We start from the raw sequence: 20,038 nt of genomic DNA, 5'->3' as shown, positions 1-20,038 counted from the left end.
TTCGGTTTCCTCTCCATCTGTCCCGGGATAAAAAAACGAACCGTGGATCTGCCTTTTTTAACCGCAAAAGTCACAAAAGTTTTCTCAAAGCAAGCTGATCAAAAGTACAAAAAGCTGTACGGGAATATCTCTGTGTGTTCAACGTAAAAACCTCAGCGCCCTCCGTGGTTAATCCCTCAACCACAAAAGTCACAAAAGTTTTATCAAAGCAAGCTGATCAAAAATACAAAAAGCTGTATGGGAATATCTCTGTACTCCCTCGGTGTTCACCGTAAAAACCTCAGCGCCCTCCGTGGTTAAACCCTCAACCGCAAAAGTCACAAAAGTTTTCTCAAAGCAAGCTGATCAAAAGTGCAAAAAAGCTGCATGCTATCGTCCTCTACACTTCCCATTGTGTTCGTCGTGGAACCTTAGTGCCCCTTGTGGTTAAATCTAACCACAAAGTCACAAAAGTTTTCTCACAGCAAGCTGATCAAAAGTGCAAAAAGCTGTATGGGAATATCTCTGTACTCCCTCTGTGTTCACCGTAAAAACCTCAGCGCCCTCCGTGGTTAAACCCTCAACCGCAAAAGCCACAAAAGTTTTCTCAAAGCAAGCTGATCAAAAGTGCAAAAAAGTCGTGGCGGTTTTGCTTCAGCAGTTGGATTTTAAGGTTGTTTTACCACGCGACAAGACTCGCCCGTTACCGGAAGCTTTCGCTTTTGAGCCGATTAGGGTTGATATTTGGCCCATTAGAGACTTCTGCTGCTTTCATGTGCTTTGCGCAATAAGATTTTTCTCCTTAACCAAATGATCTAACTTTTCGGTCAGAATGTTCAGGATTTCATCCATTATTATTAATTCTTCCCCTGATGACCTTCCCCTACTATCTGAATATTTAATATAATAATCGATTAACCAGTAAAAATCAGTGGAAAGCTTTTCAAATAAAAATTCGATTTTCTCCAGAGACGGATCAGCATAAATACAAAGTTTCCATATACTGTATGCACTTATGTAGTGTGGCATATAATAGGGAAACGCAGCATAAATGTAAATTCGTAACAGTCGCATTATGCTGTTGGAAAATAACTGTACAAGTCCGCAGTGATTCTCATTCTGCAGGTGATTCCTAAGGTTAAAGTACTGCGCTACAAAGTCTTTCAAAGTACGATACTGCATATCAAATTCCCAGTCATTCTCCCATACAGAATCCTGCCAGTGAATGGTTGGGTGGAAATTACTTGATTGATACACTTTATTTTCATCGGTGATCATCCGCTTCATCATCTGTTGATGTGTACTCAGATGATTCTGTATGTATATTCTGCTGTGACCAAGGATAATAATATTAGTCCTGCCATTCGACGTGTCAGATACGGACTGCTGAATATCCTGAACAGCACTGTTTCCAATTCCGTCACCAATGACCAGCAGATAATAGATGCATTGTTTTTCTTCAGGGTTTGGAGAACATATTTCTTTTCTGTGAAATAAGTAAATCTCTTCCGGTGCAAGTTTTGTGATAATGGTTTTTAATACATTCTCAAAATGATGATCTTTAACTTCGGTATCTTTCGCATAACAGTTCATTATTTGCGGTGACTTTTTATTGAAGCGAATCATATGGGTGAATTGCGAGAATCTATCAGCAACCATCTTATACAACTGTGCTTCTGCTGATTTTACTGCACCATAAAGCTCTGAATAAATATCAGATTCGCCACCGCCTTCAGCTTCACGTACTGATTCCTCCATTTTGCCGATGAGGTAAAAAGTATTTTCATTTTTCATGACAAAAACTTTCTGAATTTCAGGAATATATCGCATCAGCTGTTTCAGTCTGGTGTGAAGATCCTGATCAAAAAAATTGCAGCCCATGTATAAGTTTTCGAGGTATTCAACATGATGCTCCAATAAGGTCAGGTAATTCTGAAAGGCAGCCGAATACATTTCGCCGGAGTGAAATTTATGGGCTTCTGTCATCAGGAGGTCATGGTCATGATAAAACTTCTCCTTAAAAACATTCAGTTTTTTCTTAAACGCTTTCTTTGTAGAATGCGTTTTCAGTGGTACACCAACTTCCTCATTCATCCAGACCATTGCTGAGGGATCAGCGTAATACTGATAAAAGGGATTTCCGCATTTCAACTGAAATTCTGCTTTCTGCACATAAGAAATATGGATAATAATGTGATCATCTGCCGCCCTTGCGATCCATTTTCTGGCCCGCAGCGTTTCTGCATCCTGTGGGTTTTTCATCAGGATGAATACTTCTGCAGATAAAGTTTTTTCAGAACTGAATACATGCAGCTGAAGCACTGAAAATTCATGAAGGGTTTGGGAGATCTGATTTCTGAGGACCTCATGCGGTAAAGGAATGCTGATTTTCTGTTTCGTTTCCATCGTGTTTTATTTTTAAAGGTTACGACACAAATTTCTTTCACGTAAAAGGGATATTCAAGTTTGAAAAGGGATATTCTATTCCTAACTTGAATATGATACCTTACTTTGCTTTAGTAACCTGTTTCATTATCACCCACTCACTGTCATTCTGACGAAGGAAGAATCTCATCCCCCGTCCCTCATCTGTCATCTTTTGTGATAATCTTTTCTATTCCCCTTTCCTTCAGAAGCTGCGCAGCGTCCAGCATCTTGGTGAACTGGAAAAAAGGCGTCATCATATCCATGCCTGAAGGATCGATGTAGGGAGACAAAGCCAAATGAACTGTTTCGCAGAGAAAAAAATCATATTCCTCCAAACTTTTCTCCGTGAATGCATTTTTAAAAACAGCGAAGGGATCCTGATACTCCTCTACCGTCAGTGATGCAAGGTAAAGTTTAGAACCGGCTTCCACAGGTTCAGTCTCTTTCATTTTCCATTGGTGTCCTTTGGACTGCAATCTGTAACAGGATCGCAGGAAGGAACGGAAAGCGGTGTAGAGGACGAAAATCTGACCTGGATATTCTTTGCGGCATATTTCTTTTTTCTGCGTAAATACCATCATTTCCTGAAGTACTTTTTTATATCCGTCATGGTGGTGGAAATCGAAAAATGCATCGATCAGTTCATATGGGTCCGTAATACTGTCGTCCGTCCAAAAGCCAGGTTCTAAAGGAATTTTTTTATTTTTCATCATCAATGAGTTTTTATGATCTGCTAAGTTCTTTTAAGAGATGAAGATATTCTATACCTGAAGAGAATAATTTATACCGCATGACAGGAGGGAATTGGATTTCTGCGGCGGCAAAAAACTGACAGGGCATGACACAGAAACCTATCCGCTCTGTGCAGCGCCCAAGCCGAAACCAAATCAATATGAAACGAACCCCAGCTTTTCTTATATTTGCCTCTGAACAGGAATTACGGTTTCTGATGTAAATGTTAATTTAAGTTTTAAGATGATGACAAAAATTTCCTTTATGACCGTTTTTTTCCTGTTTCTGTTGACCGGAAAAGCGCAGTCACAGACAGACGGAAATCCGGACGCTTCCTTTGTTGTGGGAACAGGATTTAATAATGCAGTCATGAGTACTGCAGTACAGCCAGACGGAAAAATTCTGGCAGCAGGCTGGTTCACGTCCTATCAGGGCAGCATTCAAAACCGAATCATCCGTCTGAACGCGGACGGAAGTCCTGATCCTTCTTTCAGTACAGGCACGGGGTTCAGCGGCGCTGGGGATGTTTATGTGAATACCCTTGCTTTACAGCCCGATGGAAAAATACTCGCCGGGGGAACCTTTACCTCGTATAACGGCATTACCCAAAACCGCATTACGCGCCTGAATGCCGACGGAAGTCTGGACGCCACCTTTAATACAGGCAGCGGATTTAATACTCCGGCAGGTGGTTTCGTATTTGTCAACACCATTGCCCTGCAATCTGACGGAAAAATCCTGGCAGGCGGCCGGTTCAGCTCATATAACGGTACTGGACAGAGCCAAATTGCACGCCTGAATCCTGACGGCAGCCTGGATTCGTTTTCTCCGGGTTCGCGGTTCAGCTCGGATATCAATACCATCGCGATACAGTCTGACGGGAAAATCCTCGTAGGCGGATCATTCACCTATTCCGGCACCATCATCACCCAAAAGAATTTGGTCCGTCTGACCGCAAGTGGGATATTAGACCCTTCATTCGACATTGGCACCGGATTTGGGGTCAGTGCCGGTGCGGTAAGAATCGATGCCGTTGCCCTACAGCCGGATGGGAAAATTCTGGTGGGAGGTTATTTTAACACCTATAAAAATATAAGCCAAAACCATCTTACGCGTCTGAGCACCGCCGGAGACCCTGATGCCGCTTTTAGCACCGGAACAGGCTTTAACTTCCCGGTTAATGCCATCTCCATACAGCCTGACGGAAAAATCCTATTGGGAGGGGGTTTTTCGACCTATAACGGCAGCAGCTCCAACCGTATTGCACGGTTGAAGACCGATGGAGGTCTTGATTCTGCGTTTAACACCGGGGCAGGATTTAGCGGTACTCTTGGAAATGTAGAATCCATCTCCATACAGTCTGACGGAAAATATGTGACGGGAGGATATTTTACCACCTATCAGGGACTGCCGCAAAACCGTATTGCCCGTCTGAACGGGACCACACTGGCTGTGGGAGATTCCGGCAAAAACGAGATGGTTCTTTATCCCAATCCCGTCCGGGAAACTCTATATTTTTCAGAAGAAATTTCCCATATGAGGATCACGGACCTTTCAGGAAAAGCAGTAATCGAAATGTCCGGTAAAAGAACATCGGCAGAGGTATCGAAACTGTCCAAAGGTGCTTATTTTGTTACCTTCACCACAAAAACCGGAGACCTTATTATCCGTAAAATGGTGAAGAAATAAAATCCCTGTGATTTTGAAGTATCAGCGTTGACCGTTCTGCGGTATTATGTTTCGATTTTTCTTTCTTTGATGATTCTTGCAGCGTCGAGCATTTTTTGAAGATGTAAAAACGGGGAAATGATATTTCCCTTTGGATGATCGCTGTATGGAGCCAGGGCATAATAGGTTACCTCGGTTAAAAAATCTTCAAACTGCTGAAGAGAATAGTTTTCAAAGGCTCTTTCGAAGACAAAAAACGGATCAGTGTATTCATCATCGTATAACGAACCCTGCATGACGTGAGAAACATAATCCGGAGGCGCATTCAGTTTCACTTTTTTTGGCTTTAAATTTAAGACGTAAGCCGCACGCAAAAATGATTTCAGGGAGGTATAAAAATGGAAAACAAGGGGTGGGTTATTCGGTAAATATACTTCAGGTTTCATGGAAAAATGCATGAGTTCATATAACCGGTCTTTCGTTTCACTTAAGGTATCGCTCTTAAACAATTCGTCAATTATTCTTAATGGACAGGTTCCTGCATACGAAGACCAAAATCTGGCTTCAAAATCTATTTTTTTCTTTTTCATCACTTTAATCTTTAATTTGGTACGAAGTTGAAGAATGATGAACAGCTATACTATTCTGAAAAGGGATAATATATTCCCGATATTAGGATATTAACCTCAAATTTTTTAACTTTACTTTTCAACGGATAGTCTTATCTTTAGGGCTCAGAAAAACAATACGCATGGAACAGAAAATACATCAGGGACGCAACGTGAAACGCTTTAGAGAAATGCTGGGCATTAAGCAGGAAGCTTTGGCTTTTGATCTCGGTGAGGACTGGAACCAAAAGAAAATATCGTTGCTGGAGCAAAAAGATGTAATTGAAGATCCGTTACTGAAGAAAATATCTGAGGTATTGAAAATTCCTGTGGAAGCTTTTCAGAATTTTGATGAGGAGCAGGCGGTGAATATTATTGCTAATACAATTAATAACAATGATAATTCGGTAATGCATTCTTTATATATTAAAAATGCCAATATCAATCCAATCGATAAATTAATTGAGTTGCACGAAGAAAAGATCGCTTTGTATGAGCGGATGTTGAAGGAGAAGGATGAGATGATGGGGAGATTGGAGAAACTTATTAAATAATATGAAAATCCTGAGAGTGATCTCAGGATTTTATTTTTGTTACTAAAGTTTTTCTAAACCTGTTAGCCAACTTTTAAGTTCATCAAATATCTGAGAATCCCTCGAGGTTATATCAGCCAATTGTGATGCACTAAATCTTTCTACATATAAATTAGTTTTTATCCAACCTGTTTTTCTATTAAAATTACTTTCCAAATATTTACGGCCTGCTCCACGCGTTCTGCAAGCGTTAATAATTATATCAATAGTACACCCATTACCATTCTCACCTTTATTATCTAACAATAATTGCTCAACTTTTTTGACTTGAGCTAAATCGTCACCAGCACTTATAAATCCAATACAAAGTTTATTTACTTTAAGAATCCCTAAAATTTCTCCTTTCTTAGTATCTATATTATGTGGATTTGTAATCGGATAACTATCAATTACCCATTGTGCAATTTGTTTAATCTTTGTTGTTTTACCTGTGTTAGAAACACCACGCAATGTGAACATCTTCTTCATGAATGTTGAGTTTTATAATTTATTAATTCTTCAAGTTCACATACTTTATCGTATTCTTTACTATGAATTTTTCCACTGGTGTAATCGATTTGTACAGTTTCAAGAAATTCTTTGAAATCACTATTCATCGCTAATTTATTCATAGTTTCAAAATCAAAGTCTTTTTTGTGTTTTGCGGGAATTATTATTGCGGAAGAATGAGGTTCCTCAGTATTTAATTCGATAACCCCTATCCCAAACGATAGAGATAGGCGTTCAAGTTCTTTCATAAAATCTTCATCTTCGGATATTCTTGCTGCAGCAAGATAAGATTCGTTTGCCCATGAAGAATTTGATACACATTGAAAAAAGCTTTCACGCAGATTAGAAAAACTCAATTCTCTTTTAATTTCAAAAGAATACAAAACTATTGACCTTATGCCAATAGCATTACTAAAGTTACCAACTTCTTTTTTCCAGTCCTGAGTTCTGTAATAGCATCCTACCATATCGGGATGAACCCATTCACCAAACTCCTTTTTGCTGGAAAGGCTGTGATTTATTGTTTTAGTATAACATTGCATATAATAATAAGCAAAAAATGTCAAATGCTTATGGAGGTCTTTTTCCAGAAAATCGAACTTCTTCTTTTTTATAATAGGCTCATCTGGAATCGTATTTTCATATTGACCAACATGATCCTCCATAGTTTTCAGATAGAACCTTTTAGGTCGTGTGTCTGTTTTTGAAAATACTGACCGTGGATTATCTTTGGCATTTACATAAATTAATGCACCTAAAGTGGCCCACGGTGTCTTACCTTGAGAATTTAGCTGCTTATCATATCCTTTTGTTACCGCTAGATTCCATATTTCGCTAGATGTCAAAGGTCTATTCTCTTCCTTTATAACTAATTCTGCTAGTTCTAAAAAAGTCATTGTATGGTTATTTTATTAAAAATTCTTGTTCCTTAATTTTTATTCCTCTTAAAATTCTCCGCCTGCTCCAGCACATTCTTATAAACCTCATCCTGCGTAATCGGTGGATAACCGAACTGGTGAAGTTTGACAATGATTTCCATCTTCAACTGAGCTTTGATATCGTCTCTGTCGCTCCAATCCGGAAATCTCGCGGTGTCATCTACAATCTTTTTGATCTCTCTGGCGAGTTCCAGCATTTTGTCTTTGTCGAAGTCAAAACCGTATTGCTTACAGATCATATCCAGAATATCGTAAAACGCTTTCTCTTCGTAGTTGATGCCGAGATCTTCAAAAGAAGCCATTTCAGTACGAAGTTTTAGAATCAGGTCGAGAATCTGTTCCGAAGTATCTGCTTGGATGCCATCGTAATCCAGCAGGTCGGCTTCGCTTCGCTCGTTGTAGCTGTTGATGATTTTTTGTAACCTTTCCGAAAACTCGATGCCTTTTACTTTGTTCACTTTTTTGAAATCAGAGATCGCCTGTTTCAGTAATCTTTCAAGGATTTTGATCTTGGTATTTGGCAATTCAAGGGCGTCGATTTTTTCTAAAAACTTATCGTTAAACAGATCAATCGCATTGGCTTTATTGTCATCCAGTTTAAAGATCTCTTCCACACCTTCCGAGACGATGGCATCTTCAACCATTTTGCTCACTTTGGCATTCATCTGTGCGGTGTCGGGAGCTTCGCCTTTGGTCAGCTTTACGACAATCGATTTGATGGCAAAGTAGAAATGAATCTCATCCGTTTCTTTGTCATTGAAGATTTCCGAACCGCAAGTGAGATTGTAAGCTGCCTTCAGTTTTTTGGTGATATCCACAAAGAACTTTTCAGACTTTTCTGTGAGCAACACCAATTCTGAGGCACGGTTCAGGCAATGCAACTGCTCAACGGGCGACCCTTTGAAATAATCTGTGGTATCAAACTGATAGAAAAACTGTCTCAGTAAATCCAACTGGTCTCTTACAATAATCACCGCTTTGTCAAGGTCTTCAAAATCATCAGCTGCAGTGGTGTTATTAAATAATCCCAAAGCGTAGTTCAGATTTTTCTTGATGCCGATGTAATCGACAACAAGACCTTTGTCTTTGCCTTCAAACTTTCTGTTTACACGGGAAATCGTCTGTATCAGGTTATGCGTTTGCAAGGGCTTATCAATGTAAATCGTGTCCAAAAACGGAACATCAAAACCAGTGAGCCACATATCGACCACAATGGCTATTTTGAAATTGGAATGGATCTGTTTAAACTGCCGATCCAGTTCCTTTCGGTCTTCTTTATTGCCGAGCAGATTCCACAAACTCTCTTCGTCATCTTTGTTTCTGGTCATCACCATTTTGATGCGCTCGATGGCTTTGATGTCTTTCTGCTCTTTTTCGCTAAGGTTTTCCGCAAGACTTTTTTCATTCCATTCCGGTCTTAGCCTGATGATTTCTTTAAATAGTTTGTAGGCTATTTCTCTTGAAGCACAAACGAACATTATCTTTCCGGCAACCGTCGCTTTCTCCTCGATTCGTTTTTCATAATGCGTAATGAAATCCTGCGCAATCGCTTCAATTCTTCCGGGGTCACCCAAAATCACTTCCATTCTGGCAATCGCTTTTTGGCTGGCTTCCACGTGGTATTCCGAAGCGCCTTCTGCTACAGCATTTTGATAATACTGTTCAATTTCAACCACTTTTGTATGGTTCAGATTGACTTTTGCAGCACGTCCTTCATACACCAATCGAACCGTGATTTCATCCACCACCGATTCAAACATCGTGTAGGAATCTACCACAGGACCAAATACATCCAATGTCTTATCAATAGGCGTTCCCGTAAATCCAACATACGTTGCATTGGGAAGAGAATCGTGAAGGTATTTGGCGAAACCATAAGATTTTTTTACACCATCTTCATCGATGCGGACTTTCAAATCCAGATTCACCTGCGAGCGGTGGGCTTCGTCGGAGATACAGATGATATTGGTGCGATCACTTAAAATCTCACTATCCTCTGCAAATTTCTGAACGGTCGTCAGAAAAACGCCGCCACTTTCCCTGCCCCGTAGTTTTGTGCGAAGATCGGCTCTGGATTCTATGTTGATAATATTTTCATCGCCAATAAAATCCTTGGCGTTGGTAAAATCTCTTGATAACTGATCGTCCAGATCGGTACGGTCGGAGATAATAATGATGGTCGGACTTGCCAATTGCGTAGATCGCATCAATAGTCTCGACAGATAAAGCATCGTATAACTTTTCCCGCAACCTGTCGCTCCAAAATAAGTTCCGCCTTTTCCGTCGCCTTCCGGTTTACGGTGCTTTTGGATATTGCTAAACAGTTTATTGGCAGCATAATACTGCGGATAACGGCACAAGATCTTTTCTTCTTTTTTAGTCGTATCGGGGAACCAAATGAAATGATGCAGAATATCACAAAGTCTTTTCCTGTTCAGCATTCCGTGGACGATGGAGGTGGCGGTATGAATGCCCGTCAGTGCTTTCTTTTCTTCGCCTGTTATTTTATGCCAACCATAGAAGAAATCGTACGGTGCAAACAGAGAACCTGCTTTGTTGTTCACGCCGTCGCTGATGATGCAGAACGCATTGTATTTCATCAGTTCCGGAATATCTCTTTTATAACGATTGGTTAATTGTTCGTACGCATTAAAAATCGTAACGTTTTCTTCAATCAAAGTTTTAAACTCAAAAATCACCACCGGAATCCCGTTGATATACAGAATCAAATCCGGAATACGAAGTTCTTTTCCCTGAATCTCCAGCTGGTTCACAATCTTAAAGCGATTGGTTTTCAAAAGACTGGTTTCATCAATATCAATATAGCGGATGTGCAAATCTTTTTTTACAGGATTGTGTCGCTTAAAAATCAGACCGTCTGCCAAGAGTTTACCAATGTATTTATTGCTGTCGTAGAGATTGGAAGCAGGTTGATATGCTAGTTCATTGATAAGGGTTTCCAATTCTATCGTTTCCAAATCAGGATAACGCGACAGCAGAAAATCACTCAAATCTTCCCGAATCAAAACCTCTTGATGCGATGCCCGAACTAAATCTTTTCCATTCACGTACGCATAGCCTTCTTCTTTCAGAAGATGGATAAATGATTTTTCTAATTGGGATTCGGTGTATTTCATTTTTATTTTTATGTTGTCCAAACTTTTTCTGCTATATCATAAAGATCTTTTGCCCGTAGACTTATAGCGTTATCATCCCAAATACTTAGTGTCAAGTACTTGTTCATTGTTTCAAGACCTGACGCGTAGTCCTCTAACCCTTTTTTATCACCTTTACCTTCTTTTTTTGTTTGCCAATCCGAATCCCGTATTGAAGAATTTAAAGACTGCGTGATTATAGTTAAATTACCGAGTGTCAACAGTTTTCTATTCCTTTTGATTGTATCATCTTGGGTTGGTAATGTTCCCCAGTTTTTAGACCAGTTTTTAGGCATTAAGTGCTCTAAACTGTATTTGCTAATACCTAACAAAGCTGTAGAATGCAGATGAGATTTTCGATGTTTAGATTCTAATAAATATAAAATTCCAGCAGACTGTTTATTGATTAAAATTGATTTATTAAATCCTTCCAAAACCTCTTCATTTGTAGGAATAAACGTAGATGTATCTGTACTTTTTTCTATAAATTCTTTAATAGCTTGAACAGTCAGAATCTTGTTACCTATAAATCTTTCCGTAAATAACTGATTATAATTTTTATTAGTTGTATGTGCAACCATCCTTCTCATAATATATGACTCTAAGAACTGGAATATATTATCTCGTTCTGCAGTATTTGTTACATTTTTTAAAACATAGAGTACATATGAAATCAATGTGCTGTTATCTAGTCCGAAAATTATAGCATTTAATCTTTCAATATGGTTGCTTGAAGATATCTCTCTATTGATGATTTCGTAATCAAAGTTTTTTGCAAATATTTCTGCATACTCCTTAATTTCATCTAGTAATATATTATTGTTTCCATCGAGATAATTTTTAATGAAGTCTTTATATGACTCAAACAGATGTTCGCCACGAGCATAGGCAATTTTATCTTCAGTTTTTACGCCGAAACTTTTGTCTTGTATCTTAATTTGAAGGAATGCATCAAAAAATAAATCTATAAATGTTCTCTTTACTCGACCAGCTGTTATCTCGCGATCCCAATATTTTTTTACATCTTCATCCTTTTCAAAAAGGTTTTTCCAATACTTTTCGTATAGTTTAATATCACGGTTGAAAAAATAATTTTTCAACAGCTCAGCAGTTGTCAATGTAACCCCCAAAGAATTGATCGTATCAAATATTTGTTGCTCATCTTCATTTGGATCTAAGTCGATTCCAACAAATAATATATTGGCAAGTATTTTTTGAAAATCTAAATTGTGAACATTGATTGATTTTTTAAAGTAACCATAGCATTTGGTTATATTATCTTCTCCTGGCAAATCAACTAAATCATTTATAGACAAAACTTCGGTAAACTTATCTATATCATTATGACTGTGTGATAAGGCTAGTTCATCGGTCATTAATCTGAAAGTCCTGTCAAACATTGCGTTTTTATCACTTTTCAAACACAGAACTTTAAAAAAAATATTTAATGTTGTTAACCTTTGTTGACCATCGATTAAAGTTCGAATATCGCCAACTTTACTTGCTGACGAGGTTGGTTGTTGTTTAAGAATTACGGAACCTAAAAAATAAGGTTTGTTCGTTTTTGAAACTTCTTCCATATCCTCTAAGAGTCTCTCCCATTGTTTTTCACCCCAAACGTAAGCTCTCTGAAAAAAGGGAATTTCTAAAATACGGTTACCGTTAAAAATATCATTGATCGTTTTTTTTGATGCGTCCATTATTGGTTCTTACTTTTAATTCTTACTTTAATTTAAATTTGGATTTACGGTAGCTTGTTCAATCACTTGCGATATACCTATACTTTCCAAAAGTGCATTATATTGTTGTTCATCTTTTAATCTAATTGTAGATAAAATAAATTCTGCAACTGTTTTCATTTCAGGTACATCAATTGGTTGGGTACTTCTACCAGAGTTTTCTTCTAAGTGCGAGAATTCGTTTGTTATTCTTTCAATTAACAAAACAGTTTGGTTTTCACCGAAAAATTTAATTAATCTTTTATTATTGCTCGAATTACCATCCGAAGTATTTAGCTTACTTGGATATTTATAGAATAAATATACCTCTAAAAATTTTCTCAAATTATTACCAAAATTGTAGAATACATCAAGATTTAGATCTGAAACAGTATCGTGTTTAGCACATTTATATATCTGATGAAATAAATAATTGAATTCAGTAACATAATCCTTTAAATAGGAAGGCATTAAACTAATAGTGCATTTGTTCTCAAATCTATTGACTAAAAAATACTCGCTTTGCGTCTGTCTATCAACTTTTGAAAATTTCAACATTTTTAAATATTTAAAAAATTCCAAATTATGTGTGGAAATAAAAATTTGTTCAAAACGTTTTTTTATAAATAATTCATTATTTATTAGACTATAAATGTAAAAAATATGATTCGAATCTAAACTTGATATAGGATCATCAATCAATATTATGGGTTTTTCACCAGCAGTATGAATATCATCTAATTTAGCCATAAAGTAGCAAAATGAAATAATACTACATTCTCCTTCGCTCAAGTGATACGCAATATCTCCATTTCTTACAATGTTGAACCTAATCTTTTTATCAGAATCTACTTCTTCTTCAATTGCTTGCAATTCCAAGTTTTGATGACCAAAATAATTTTGTAGATAATCATTTACTTTTCTTGCTCCTTCTTCTTCATTATTCAATTGACGTGATAATTCAATAATTTCTTTCTCTTTTAATTTTATGTAATCATCTACTTCTTTCCTTTCCGTTTCTTTACTTGTAAATTCTATTTCTTTATTTGCAATATTTTGTAATTGGGTGCTATATTGAATAGTATCTACAAAGCGTTTTACTTCTAAGAGTCTAAGCTCTTTTTTTGCTTCAGAAATTTTTCCCGATAATTCATTTGAATACGCATTGTTGCGATTCTTAATATCATTGTAAAGTTCTACTGTAGCTGAAAAATCGGTTTGCGAAAAAGTTGTAGTGTAGTCATATGTAATTGGACTGTGAATTAAAAGTAAACGCTCATCAATTTTTGAAAGTAAGAATTCTAAATCTGCTTTATAATTTAAAATGTGAGAATTAAATGAATCTGAACATTCATTTAGTTCACTATGAAAACTAATATAGAAGAGGTCTTTATTTGGTAGCTTAATATTACTGATGGCATCTATTTCTCTTGCAATTTTTACTTTACAAACGTTCAAAGTATCTTCAAGTTTTTTCGACTCTTCATCAAAATGATTATCGAGTTCCTTCCAACGAGATTCTAAAATAGGATTACCACAAAATTTACAAGTACAATTTCTATCTTCTGAATGAAGATCGTATCCTTTTTTAACCCACTCATTTATACTAGAGTTTGCTAATAGTTCCGCAATTTTATTATTATCTAATAAAGTCTGCTCTAAAACCAATTTTATTTCTGGTAGCTCTCTTTCATAAATATTTATAAAACTAACAGAATGTGAAACATTTATTTTTTCTACTTCATCTATCTGCTCAATATTTGTAGATTCTTTACTAGCATCAATTGCCGTGAATGCAGGTAAAAGAACTTTATCAATTTCTTGTTGTAGCTTCGCCTTATTGTAATTAATGTCACCAAACTTTAAATGTTGTTGTTTTATACTGTCAGTGGCTGAAGTTGCTTTATTAGTTAGTTGAGTTTCTAATGATCTTCTTAACCTTGTAAGTTCAGCGTTTTGTACGCCAACTAATTCAGTTAAATCATCTAATTCTTTATATTTTAAAGTTTTAGAGTCTTCATTACTGTCTCCTAATTCACTTTTAATAGCTTCAATTTGAGCTTCGATTTCGCTATTTTCTCCAAGAATAGCAAATGGTTTAATTTCTGAATCAGGATTAATAATAAAACTTAAATTTTCCTTTATAAAGTCCTCGTTAAAACATCTTACGTTTAATGTATTCTCGTGAAAATTAGATTGATCAATCGTTGAATTATTTGATAGTATGATTTCAAATTCTGGATCAAGGTATTTTGACGAAAGCTCTTTGGTTTCTAAAGCTCTAATTATTCTTGACAGAGTAGTTTTTCCGGAATAATTTCTTCCATAAAGAATGTTTTCTTTATTCAATGGGATAATATTATTGCCAGGATTACTTCGAATTGCAACATCCCATTGAAAATTTTTAAATAATCCAAGGTTATTAATATTAATTTTTTTGATCATATTTTAGTTTTTATAGTTATTAGTTTTAGTTTTTTATTTTAAGCACCCACTTCCTCCCCAACCGCCAACCGCGACAACAACAAACTTTGTAGTTGTGTGAGTTTTTGGTTTTGATACTTTTTATTTTCAACAATATCAAATGAATTTTTAATTTTAGAATAAAATAATTCAAAACATAAATCAGTTGGCATTAAAATTCGTAAATTTTTAATGTCATCTGAATTTATACTTCCTCTGATACTTTGAGCATCAGAATTATTTCGCAATTCATTGTATCTTGAATTTATATCAATAAAGATGAATAAGGAATAAATATCTTTTTTAGGCTCTACACAAATAACAGATTGATTTATATAAACATCTGTAAATAAAAGTGCTGATTGTCCACGAGTTTTTCCTTGACCAGCGGTTGCAATTACTGTACAATATTTTTTACATAGCTTAGTAGTTGAACCTTTTATACCATCCTCTGTTATACTTTTATCAGTTTGTATTATAAATCTATTTCCCGTTTCACCAGAAGAAAACCAATAATATATTCCATTCCAAAAATTATCATTTTCTGTTGATGGAGTTCCTCCACTGTAAATTTTATTGGTAATTTTATTTAAATTGTTCACTTCCCACCCCTCCGGAATCTCCTTCCCAAGCTCTTCACTCCAAACCATTTTACCCTCGGAAGATTTGTAAGGTTTTCCCGCTTCATTTGGAAACTCAAAATCCACAAACCAATGTTTATACAAAGCCTGCGCAGTAGCTTCCAACTTTTCGCAAATCTGCTCGTTCACTTTTATTTTGTTGGCTATGCTTTGGTATTGCGCTACAATTTGTCGCTGTTCTTCAATTGCTGGGATAGGTAATTCAACTTCACACATATCTGCCCAATCAAAAGTTTCCCTCGTACTGCCGTGAGAATGGAATCTTACATACCTGTCAAACTCAGGTCTGGAAAACCACATCATTAAATATTCAGGAAGTAATTCTTCAATATCAATCACTTCAAAAACAACATAAATTTGGGAAACCAACGCTTTATTATATTGATCGGATAAAGCAATGGAAATCTTTTCTCCATTTCTTGAAGTCACAGTTCCATAGGCAAATTGTCTTTTCTCTATGATTTTATAGACAGACATATCCGTACCTATGACATTGGCAATTGAAGGTATCAGCTTTTTAGTAATGCTTACCCCTAAAAGAACTTCTGTTTCCAAATCTCTGTTCCGAACATTAACCTGTCGAATATAATTTCCTAACCTCTTATAACTCATAGCCCAAAGTTTTAAAAACATTGGAAACCTCCTCTTTCAATTGGCTTTCCTGCTCAAATAAGTGTTTCAAATCAGTTTGTAAACTTTGCATCTGCTCATCATAATCCAGACTTTCATCTCGGTTGACAAACTCAATATATTTACTTGGCACCAAAGAATAATCTTTTTTGCGGATGTCTTCCAGACTGGCACTGTAAGAATATTCAGGAATATCCTGATAGGTTTCTTTCCAGTCTTGTTGTTGCCAGTTATGATAATGGGTAGCAATCGCAGTAATCTCCTCTTCACCAAACTGAATGAATTTCTTTTCAAATGGTTCACCTTTCTGACGCAGATCCATAAACAGAACTTCGCCTTTTCGGTTACGGTAATTTTTAATGCCGTCGTTCACTTCAAAAGTTCTTTCATTTTTATTGCGGTTCAGAATCCAAAGCGTCACCGAAATATCGGTAGAATAAAACATTGCTCTTGGTAAAATCACAATAGCTTCCACCAAATCATTTTCAATAATTTGCTTCCTGATTTTATATTCTTCGCCACCACCACTCAAAGCACCGTTTGCCAAAATAAATCCTGCCACACCATTCTGAGAAAGCTTGGAGATCATATTCAGAATCCACGCATAATTGGCATTAGATTTCGGTGGCACTTCATAGCCTGCCCATCTCGGGTCGGTGGTCAGTTCGCTATCTGCACGCCAGTCTTTTAAATTAAAAGGTGGGTTCGCCATGATGTAGTCGGCTTTCAGATCTTTATGCTGGTCGTCGCCGAAAGTATCTGCCGCTTTGTTCCCCAGATTAGAAGAAATCCCACGGATGGCGAGATTCATCTTGGCGAGTTTATAGGTCGTATTGGTCAGCTCCTGACCGTAGATAGAAACGTCTTTTTTGTTTCCCTTATGCTTTTCAATAAACTTCAGCGACTGTACAAACATCCCGCCCGAACCACAGGAAGGATCATAGATTTTCCCTTTGTAAGGCTCTATCATTTCGGCGATGAGGTTGACAATAGACTTTGGCGTATAGAATTCCCCTTTTCCTTTTCCTTCGGCAATGGCAAATTTGCTCAGGAAATATTCATACACACGCCCCACAATATCGTGGGCTTCGTCGCGTAGCGTATCAATATTGTTGATGGTATCCAGCAAAGCCGAGAACTTAGACTGATCCAATCCAAGACGGGAAAAATAATTATCGGGCAAAGCGCCTTCCAGAGATTTGTTGGTGCGCTCAATGGTTTTCAGGGCAGAATCTACAATCAATGTAATGTTTTCCTGCTTGGCATTCTCCATAATGAAAGTCCACCTTGATTCTTCAGGGAGATAAAATACATTTTCTGCCTGATAGAACTCGGGAATATCCAGAAAAGCTTCTTTGTGTTCATTGATGAGTTCCTGACGCCGTCTGAGGAATTTATCGTTGGCAAATTTGAGGAAGATGAGACTTAAAACGACGTGTTTATATTCAGAAGGTTCTACGGAACCTCTTAATTTGTTGGCAGAATCCCAGAGGATTTCTTCTGTACTTTTTGTTTTTGCAGCTGTTTTCGTTGCCATGTGTTCTTTTCGGAAAAGGTAAAAATAAGTTGATAAGGAAAAATGTTTTTCAATGCAGACGGTCTCATTTTAAAACAATTCATCTGAATTCCAAATATAACGAAAATACCTTATCCGCATTTACGGAAAACCATAAAGCGTTTATGAAATACCCACAGTTAAAATAAAAACGAAGTATAAAAAGTAAATAATGCGAGATTATCGCAAAATCTCGCATTATTTACTTTAGTGAACGATATGAGCTGTCAAAGGATCTGTGATCACCCAGCGTAATGCATATCCAGTAAAGAACTTTGCCAAAGTTTGAAACTTTGGCAAAGTTATCCTCCGCTACCGATACGTCCCCGCTATCCCAAAGCGTCCTCACTTCGTAGCCTTATGAGGTCGGTACATTAAAATATTCACCCCGCTCTCCGAAGTGTCCTCACTTCGGAGCCTTATTGAGAATAATACATTTGTTATCAAGCGCTAAATATCCATGACAAAAAATATTTTTATGACGAAATTACCTATTTAAATATACTACCCTCTCCCGTCCCCTTACAGCCATACTTGTTAACAAACCCCGCAGCACGGCAGAAGAATTCAACTGATAATCACGGGATGGCATGAAGGCAGGCAGTCCCTGGGCAAAGTCATGGCCTCCCCCAGTTTATGCCGACCTGAAGGTACGGCATCCCTATTACTGGAGATCAGTATACTGCTTTTTTTCCATACCGTAATGGCGATGCCGGTGTCGGTTCCCCTGTGCAGATACTTTATAAAAGGTCGCCGCGGAGCTGGATAAATTCCGCACCGCTTACGAAATCATTCAGCCATAAGGTAAAATCTGAAAGCTCGGCATCAGTCTTTGAATAACCCATTTCTTCAGCAACATCCTGGGTCTGCCAGTTGGAAAATGTTTTAGCGGGCGGGCGGCTGTTGTCCACCTGCAGAAAAGCAGGAACAATCCAGCTGTTGGCGCGATCGGTCTGTAAAGTCTTGGCCTTTGCCTCTTTAATTTTGCCCTTTTTAAACAGTGTAATGGTCCACTCGAATAAAAATACCGGATAGCCTGAATCATCAGGAAAGTTTTTATGGAACCAGTTAAAATACCGGAGTGCGCCCGAATAATCCTGTATCTTCAGGTACAGTTCCGGGGGCAGATACCGCAGTCCGCGGCTGTCGTCGTAATAGCCTCCCCACCTCTTTTTATCGGCGGCAAGTTCCTTCTTTATTTTTGCAATCTTAAGCTGAATGCGTTCTTTTTGTTTCGGCGTCATGATTGATATTTCTGGGATTAGCGGGAACGTGAATGCGTGAAAAAATTACGGTCTTCCGCGGGATAAAAATAACATATTATTTCAAAAGTTCCCCGGTCATGCGCGGAATATTACAGAAGTTTCGAATCATTAAGATCTTCATACCGGTCATACGCTCTGTGATCTGCCCGCGCAACTGCACATCCAGTACAGAACTTTGCCAAAGTGTGAAACTTTGGCAAAGTTATCCCCCTACCCGATAAGCCCCTGACTCGACAATTCAAAGTCCTATAAAATGCTGGTACCCGCAACCTCATCCACCTCAGGATATTTTTCCCGCTGCTCCGCAAGAAGGCTTTTGGACCTCGTATCTTTGGATCATGCGTATATTAATAAAGCGTTGATTTCATTCTTAAAGTATTTTCACCAATATTATAAGCATACACTGATGCAGGTAAAAAAGTGAAAGACAGCTCTCCTGTTTTTTTAGTCCCCTGTTTATCAATTGAGGTCACTAATGAGCTTGTGAATCCATTTGTTTTACAGAATTGAATCAGGCTGGACAATTCCTGAGGTTTTTCAAAATATCGGTTGCTCCATTTAATCTCAACTCCCCAAATGGGTTTAAACTTTTTATCATCAATCAATACCAAATCGACTTCACCATCTTTCCAGCGGGCGTAAGTTAAATCGAGATAATCCCTGTGCATCCATTGCGACAGAATTGCGGTTTCTACCATATTACCCATCTCGTCGTCTGTTCCCTTTATGGGCGAAAACAAGGCGGTACGGAGCGAAGGATTGGTAAGATATACTTTAAAGCTGGTGATGCGTCTCAGGCGTTTTGCAGTGATATCTACTTTATGGATGACCTTGATCAAAAATGCAGATTCCAGACATTCCAGGTGATTTTATCAGATCGAATAAGGCGTGAATTCTTCATTATTTTGCTTATTTGAAGAAATATAATAAAAATAAGCAGATTTAAATCTATCTATTTTGCCTTATAAGGAGCAAATAAGGATTTTTTCAGCAGTTGTACGGCACCGTTGGCTATTTGCCGGAGATTAACGGTGTAAAAGTATTGTAGAACATTTTCATTTATTTAATCGAATCCGACACTGACCATGAGGGAATGTTCAGAAGTTTTTCTTTTGACTGCTGAAAATGAACCAGGCCGAAAAGAAAAAACGCCCCGGCCTGTTCAAACACATCAAAA

14 protein-coding genes are annotated in these 20,038 nt (G+C 37.5%); 2 read left to right on the top strand and 12 right to left on the bottom strand.

Features of this window, described 5'->3' with window-relative positions; translation table 11 throughout:
* Nucleotides 1-750: 750 nt before the first annotated feature.
* Together KSK37_RS00465 and KSK37_RS00460 are read right to left on the bottom strand one after the other, a co-directional pair.
* A complete protein-coding gene (locus KSK37_RS00465; RefSeq protein WP_217198801.1) occupies nucleotides 751-2,385 on the bottom strand; it encodes a hypothetical protein in 1,635 nt (544 codons plus the stop codon).
* Nucleotides 2,386-2,564: 179 nt separating this feature from the next.
* Complete coding sequence (locus tag KSK37_RS00460) at nucleotides 2,565-3,119, bottom strand: hypothetical protein (protein ID WP_217198800.1); 555 nt, start codon at nucleotides 3,117-3,119, stop codon at nucleotides 2,565-2,567.
* A 283-nt stretch (nucleotides 3,120-3,402) separates the two neighbouring features.
* On the opposite strand from KSK37_RS00460, the gene KSK37_RS00455 reads away from it, so the two are divergent.
* Nucleotides 3,403-4,827, top strand: coding sequence for a T9SS type A sorting domain-containing protein (locus KSK37_RS00455; RefSeq protein WP_217198799.1), 1,425 nt, complete (start codon nucleotides 3,403-3,405; stop codon nucleotides 4,825-4,827).
* Between the two features lie 44 nt (nucleotides 4,828-4,871).
* On the opposite strand, the gene KSK37_RS00450 is transcribed toward KSK37_RS00455, so the two are convergent.
* Entirely contained in the window at nucleotides 4,872-5,396 is a 525-nt protein-coding gene (locus tag KSK37_RS00450; protein ID WP_217198797.1) for a hypothetical protein, read from the bottom strand.
* A 161-nt stretch (nucleotides 5,397-5,557) separates the two neighbouring features.
* On the opposite strand from KSK37_RS00450, the gene KSK37_RS00445 reads away from it, so the two are divergent.
* Entirely contained in the window at nucleotides 5,558-5,968 is a 411-nt protein-coding gene (locus KSK37_RS00445) for a helix-turn-helix domain-containing protein (protein ID WP_217198794.1), read from the top strand.
* Nucleotides 5,969-6,010: 42 nt separating this feature from the next.
* Here the strand turns inward: KSK37_RS00445 and KSK37_RS00440 are convergent, their stop codons facing one another.
* The 9 genes from KSK37_RS00440 to KSK37_RS00400 all read right to left on the bottom strand — a co-directional run bounded on the left by KSK37_RS00440 (nucleotide 6,011) and on the right by KSK37_RS00400 (nucleotide 19,715).
* Nucleotides 6,011-6,475, bottom strand: coding sequence for a hypothetical protein (locus tag KSK37_RS00440; RefSeq protein WP_217198792.1), 465 nt, complete (start codon nucleotides 6,473-6,475; stop codon nucleotides 6,011-6,013).
* A complete protein-coding gene (locus tag KSK37_RS00435) occupies nucleotides 6,472-7,392 on the bottom strand; it encodes a COG2958 family protein (RefSeq protein WP_217198790.1) in 921 nt (306 codons plus the stop codon). Before KSK37_RS00435 ends, KSK37_RS00440 begins: the two co-directional genes overlap by 4 nt.
* 32 nt (nucleotides 7,393-7,424) lie before the next feature.
* Nucleotides 7,425-10,571 carry a type I restriction endonuclease subunit R gene (locus KSK37_RS00430; protein ID WP_217198788.1) on the bottom strand — a complete coding sequence of 1,049 codons (3,147 nt, stop codon included), beginning with the start codon at nucleotides 10,569-10,571 and terminating at the stop codon, nucleotides 7,425-7,427.
* A gap of 8 nt (nucleotides 10,572-10,579) precedes the next feature.
* Nucleotides 10,580-12,289: a DUF262 domain-containing protein gene (locus KSK37_RS00425; RefSeq protein WP_217198786.1), complete on the bottom strand. Its 1,710-nt coding sequence runs from the start codon at nucleotides 12,287-12,289 to the stop codon at nucleotides 10,580-10,582.
* A 27-nt stretch (nucleotides 12,290-12,316) separates the two neighbouring features.
* Nucleotides 12,317-14,752: an AAA family ATPase gene (locus KSK37_RS00420; protein ID WP_217198785.1), complete on the bottom strand. Its 2,436-nt coding sequence runs from the start codon at nucleotides 14,750-14,752 to the stop codon at nucleotides 12,317-12,319.
* 38 nt (nucleotides 14,753-14,790) lie between these two features.
* Complete coding sequence (locus KSK37_RS00415; RefSeq protein ID WP_217198784.1) at nucleotides 14,791-15,966, bottom strand: restriction endonuclease subunit S; 1,176 nt, start codon at nucleotides 15,964-15,966, stop codon at nucleotides 14,791-14,793.
* 46 nt (nucleotides 15,967-16,012) lie between these two features.
* Entirely contained in the window at nucleotides 16,013-17,578 is a 1,566-nt protein-coding gene (locus tag KSK37_RS00410; RefSeq protein ID WP_217198783.1) for a type I restriction-modification system subunit M, read from the bottom strand.
* Nucleotides 17,579-18,336: 758 nt separating this feature from the next.
* A complete protein-coding gene (locus KSK37_RS00405; RefSeq protein WP_217198782.1) occupies nucleotides 18,337-18,840 on the bottom strand; it encodes a tetratricopeptide repeat protein in 504 nt (167 codons plus the stop codon).
* Nucleotides 18,841-19,208: 368 nt separating this feature from the next.
* Nucleotides 19,209-19,715: a DUF4143 domain-containing protein gene (locus KSK37_RS00400; RefSeq protein ID WP_425513991.1), complete on the bottom strand. Its 507-nt coding sequence runs from the start codon at nucleotides 19,713-19,715 to the stop codon at nucleotides 19,209-19,211.
* Nucleotides 19,716-20,038: the final 323 nt, after the last annotated feature.

Source organism: Kaistella soli, assembly GCF_019038595.1.
GTDB lineage: Bacteria > Bacteroidota > Bacteroidia > Flavobacteriales > Weeksellaceae > Kaistella > Kaistella soli.
This window is presented reverse-complemented; position numbering and strand designations above follow the sequence as displayed.

Bases quoted from the DNA above. Each gene is read 5' to 3' on its own strand.
- KSK37_RS00465 (WP_217198801.1), bottom strand. From the start codon at position 2,385: ATGGAAACGAAACAGAAAATCAGCATTCCTTTACCGCATGAGGTCCTC.
- KSK37_RS00460 (WP_217198800.1), bottom strand. From the start codon at position 3,119: ATGATGAAAAATAAAAAAATTCCTTTAGAACCTGGCTTTTGGACGGAC.
- KSK37_RS00455 (WP_217198799.1), top strand. From the start codon at position 3,403: ATGACCGTTTTTTTCCTGTTTCTGTTGACCGGAAAAGCGCAGTCACAG.
- KSK37_RS00450 (WP_217198797.1), bottom strand. From the start codon at position 5,396: ATGAAAAAGAAAAAAATAGATTTTGAAGCCAGATTTTGGTCTTCGTAT.
- KSK37_RS00445 (WP_217198794.1), top strand. From the start codon at position 5,558: ATGGAACAGAAAATACATCAGGGACGCAACGTGAAACGCTTTAGAGAA.
- KSK37_RS00440 (WP_217198792.1), bottom strand. From the start codon at position 6,475: ATGAAGAAGATGTTCACATTGCGTGGTGTTTCTAACACAGGTAAAACA.
- KSK37_RS00435 (WP_217198790.1), bottom strand. From the start codon at position 7,392: ATGACTTTTTTAGAACTAGCAGAATTAGTTATAAAGGAAGAGAATAGA.
- KSK37_RS00430 (WP_217198788.1), bottom strand. From the start codon at position 10,571: ATGAAATACACCGAATCCCAATTAGAAAAATCATTTATCCATCTTCTG.
- KSK37_RS00425 (WP_217198786.1), bottom strand. From the start codon at position 12,289: ATGGACGCATCAAAAAAAACGATCAATGATATTTTTAACGGTAACCGT.
- KSK37_RS00420 (WP_217198785.1), bottom strand. From the start codon at position 14,752: ATGATCAAAAAAATTAATATTAATAACCTTGGATTATTTAAAAATTTT.
- KSK37_RS00410 (WP_217198783.1), bottom strand. From the start codon at position 17,578: ATGGCAACGAAAACAGCTGCAAAAACAAAAAGTACAGAAGAAATCCTC.
- KSK37_RS00405 (WP_217198782.1), bottom strand. From the start codon at position 18,840: ATGACGCCGAAACAAAAAGAACGCATTCAGCTTAAGATTGCAAAAATA.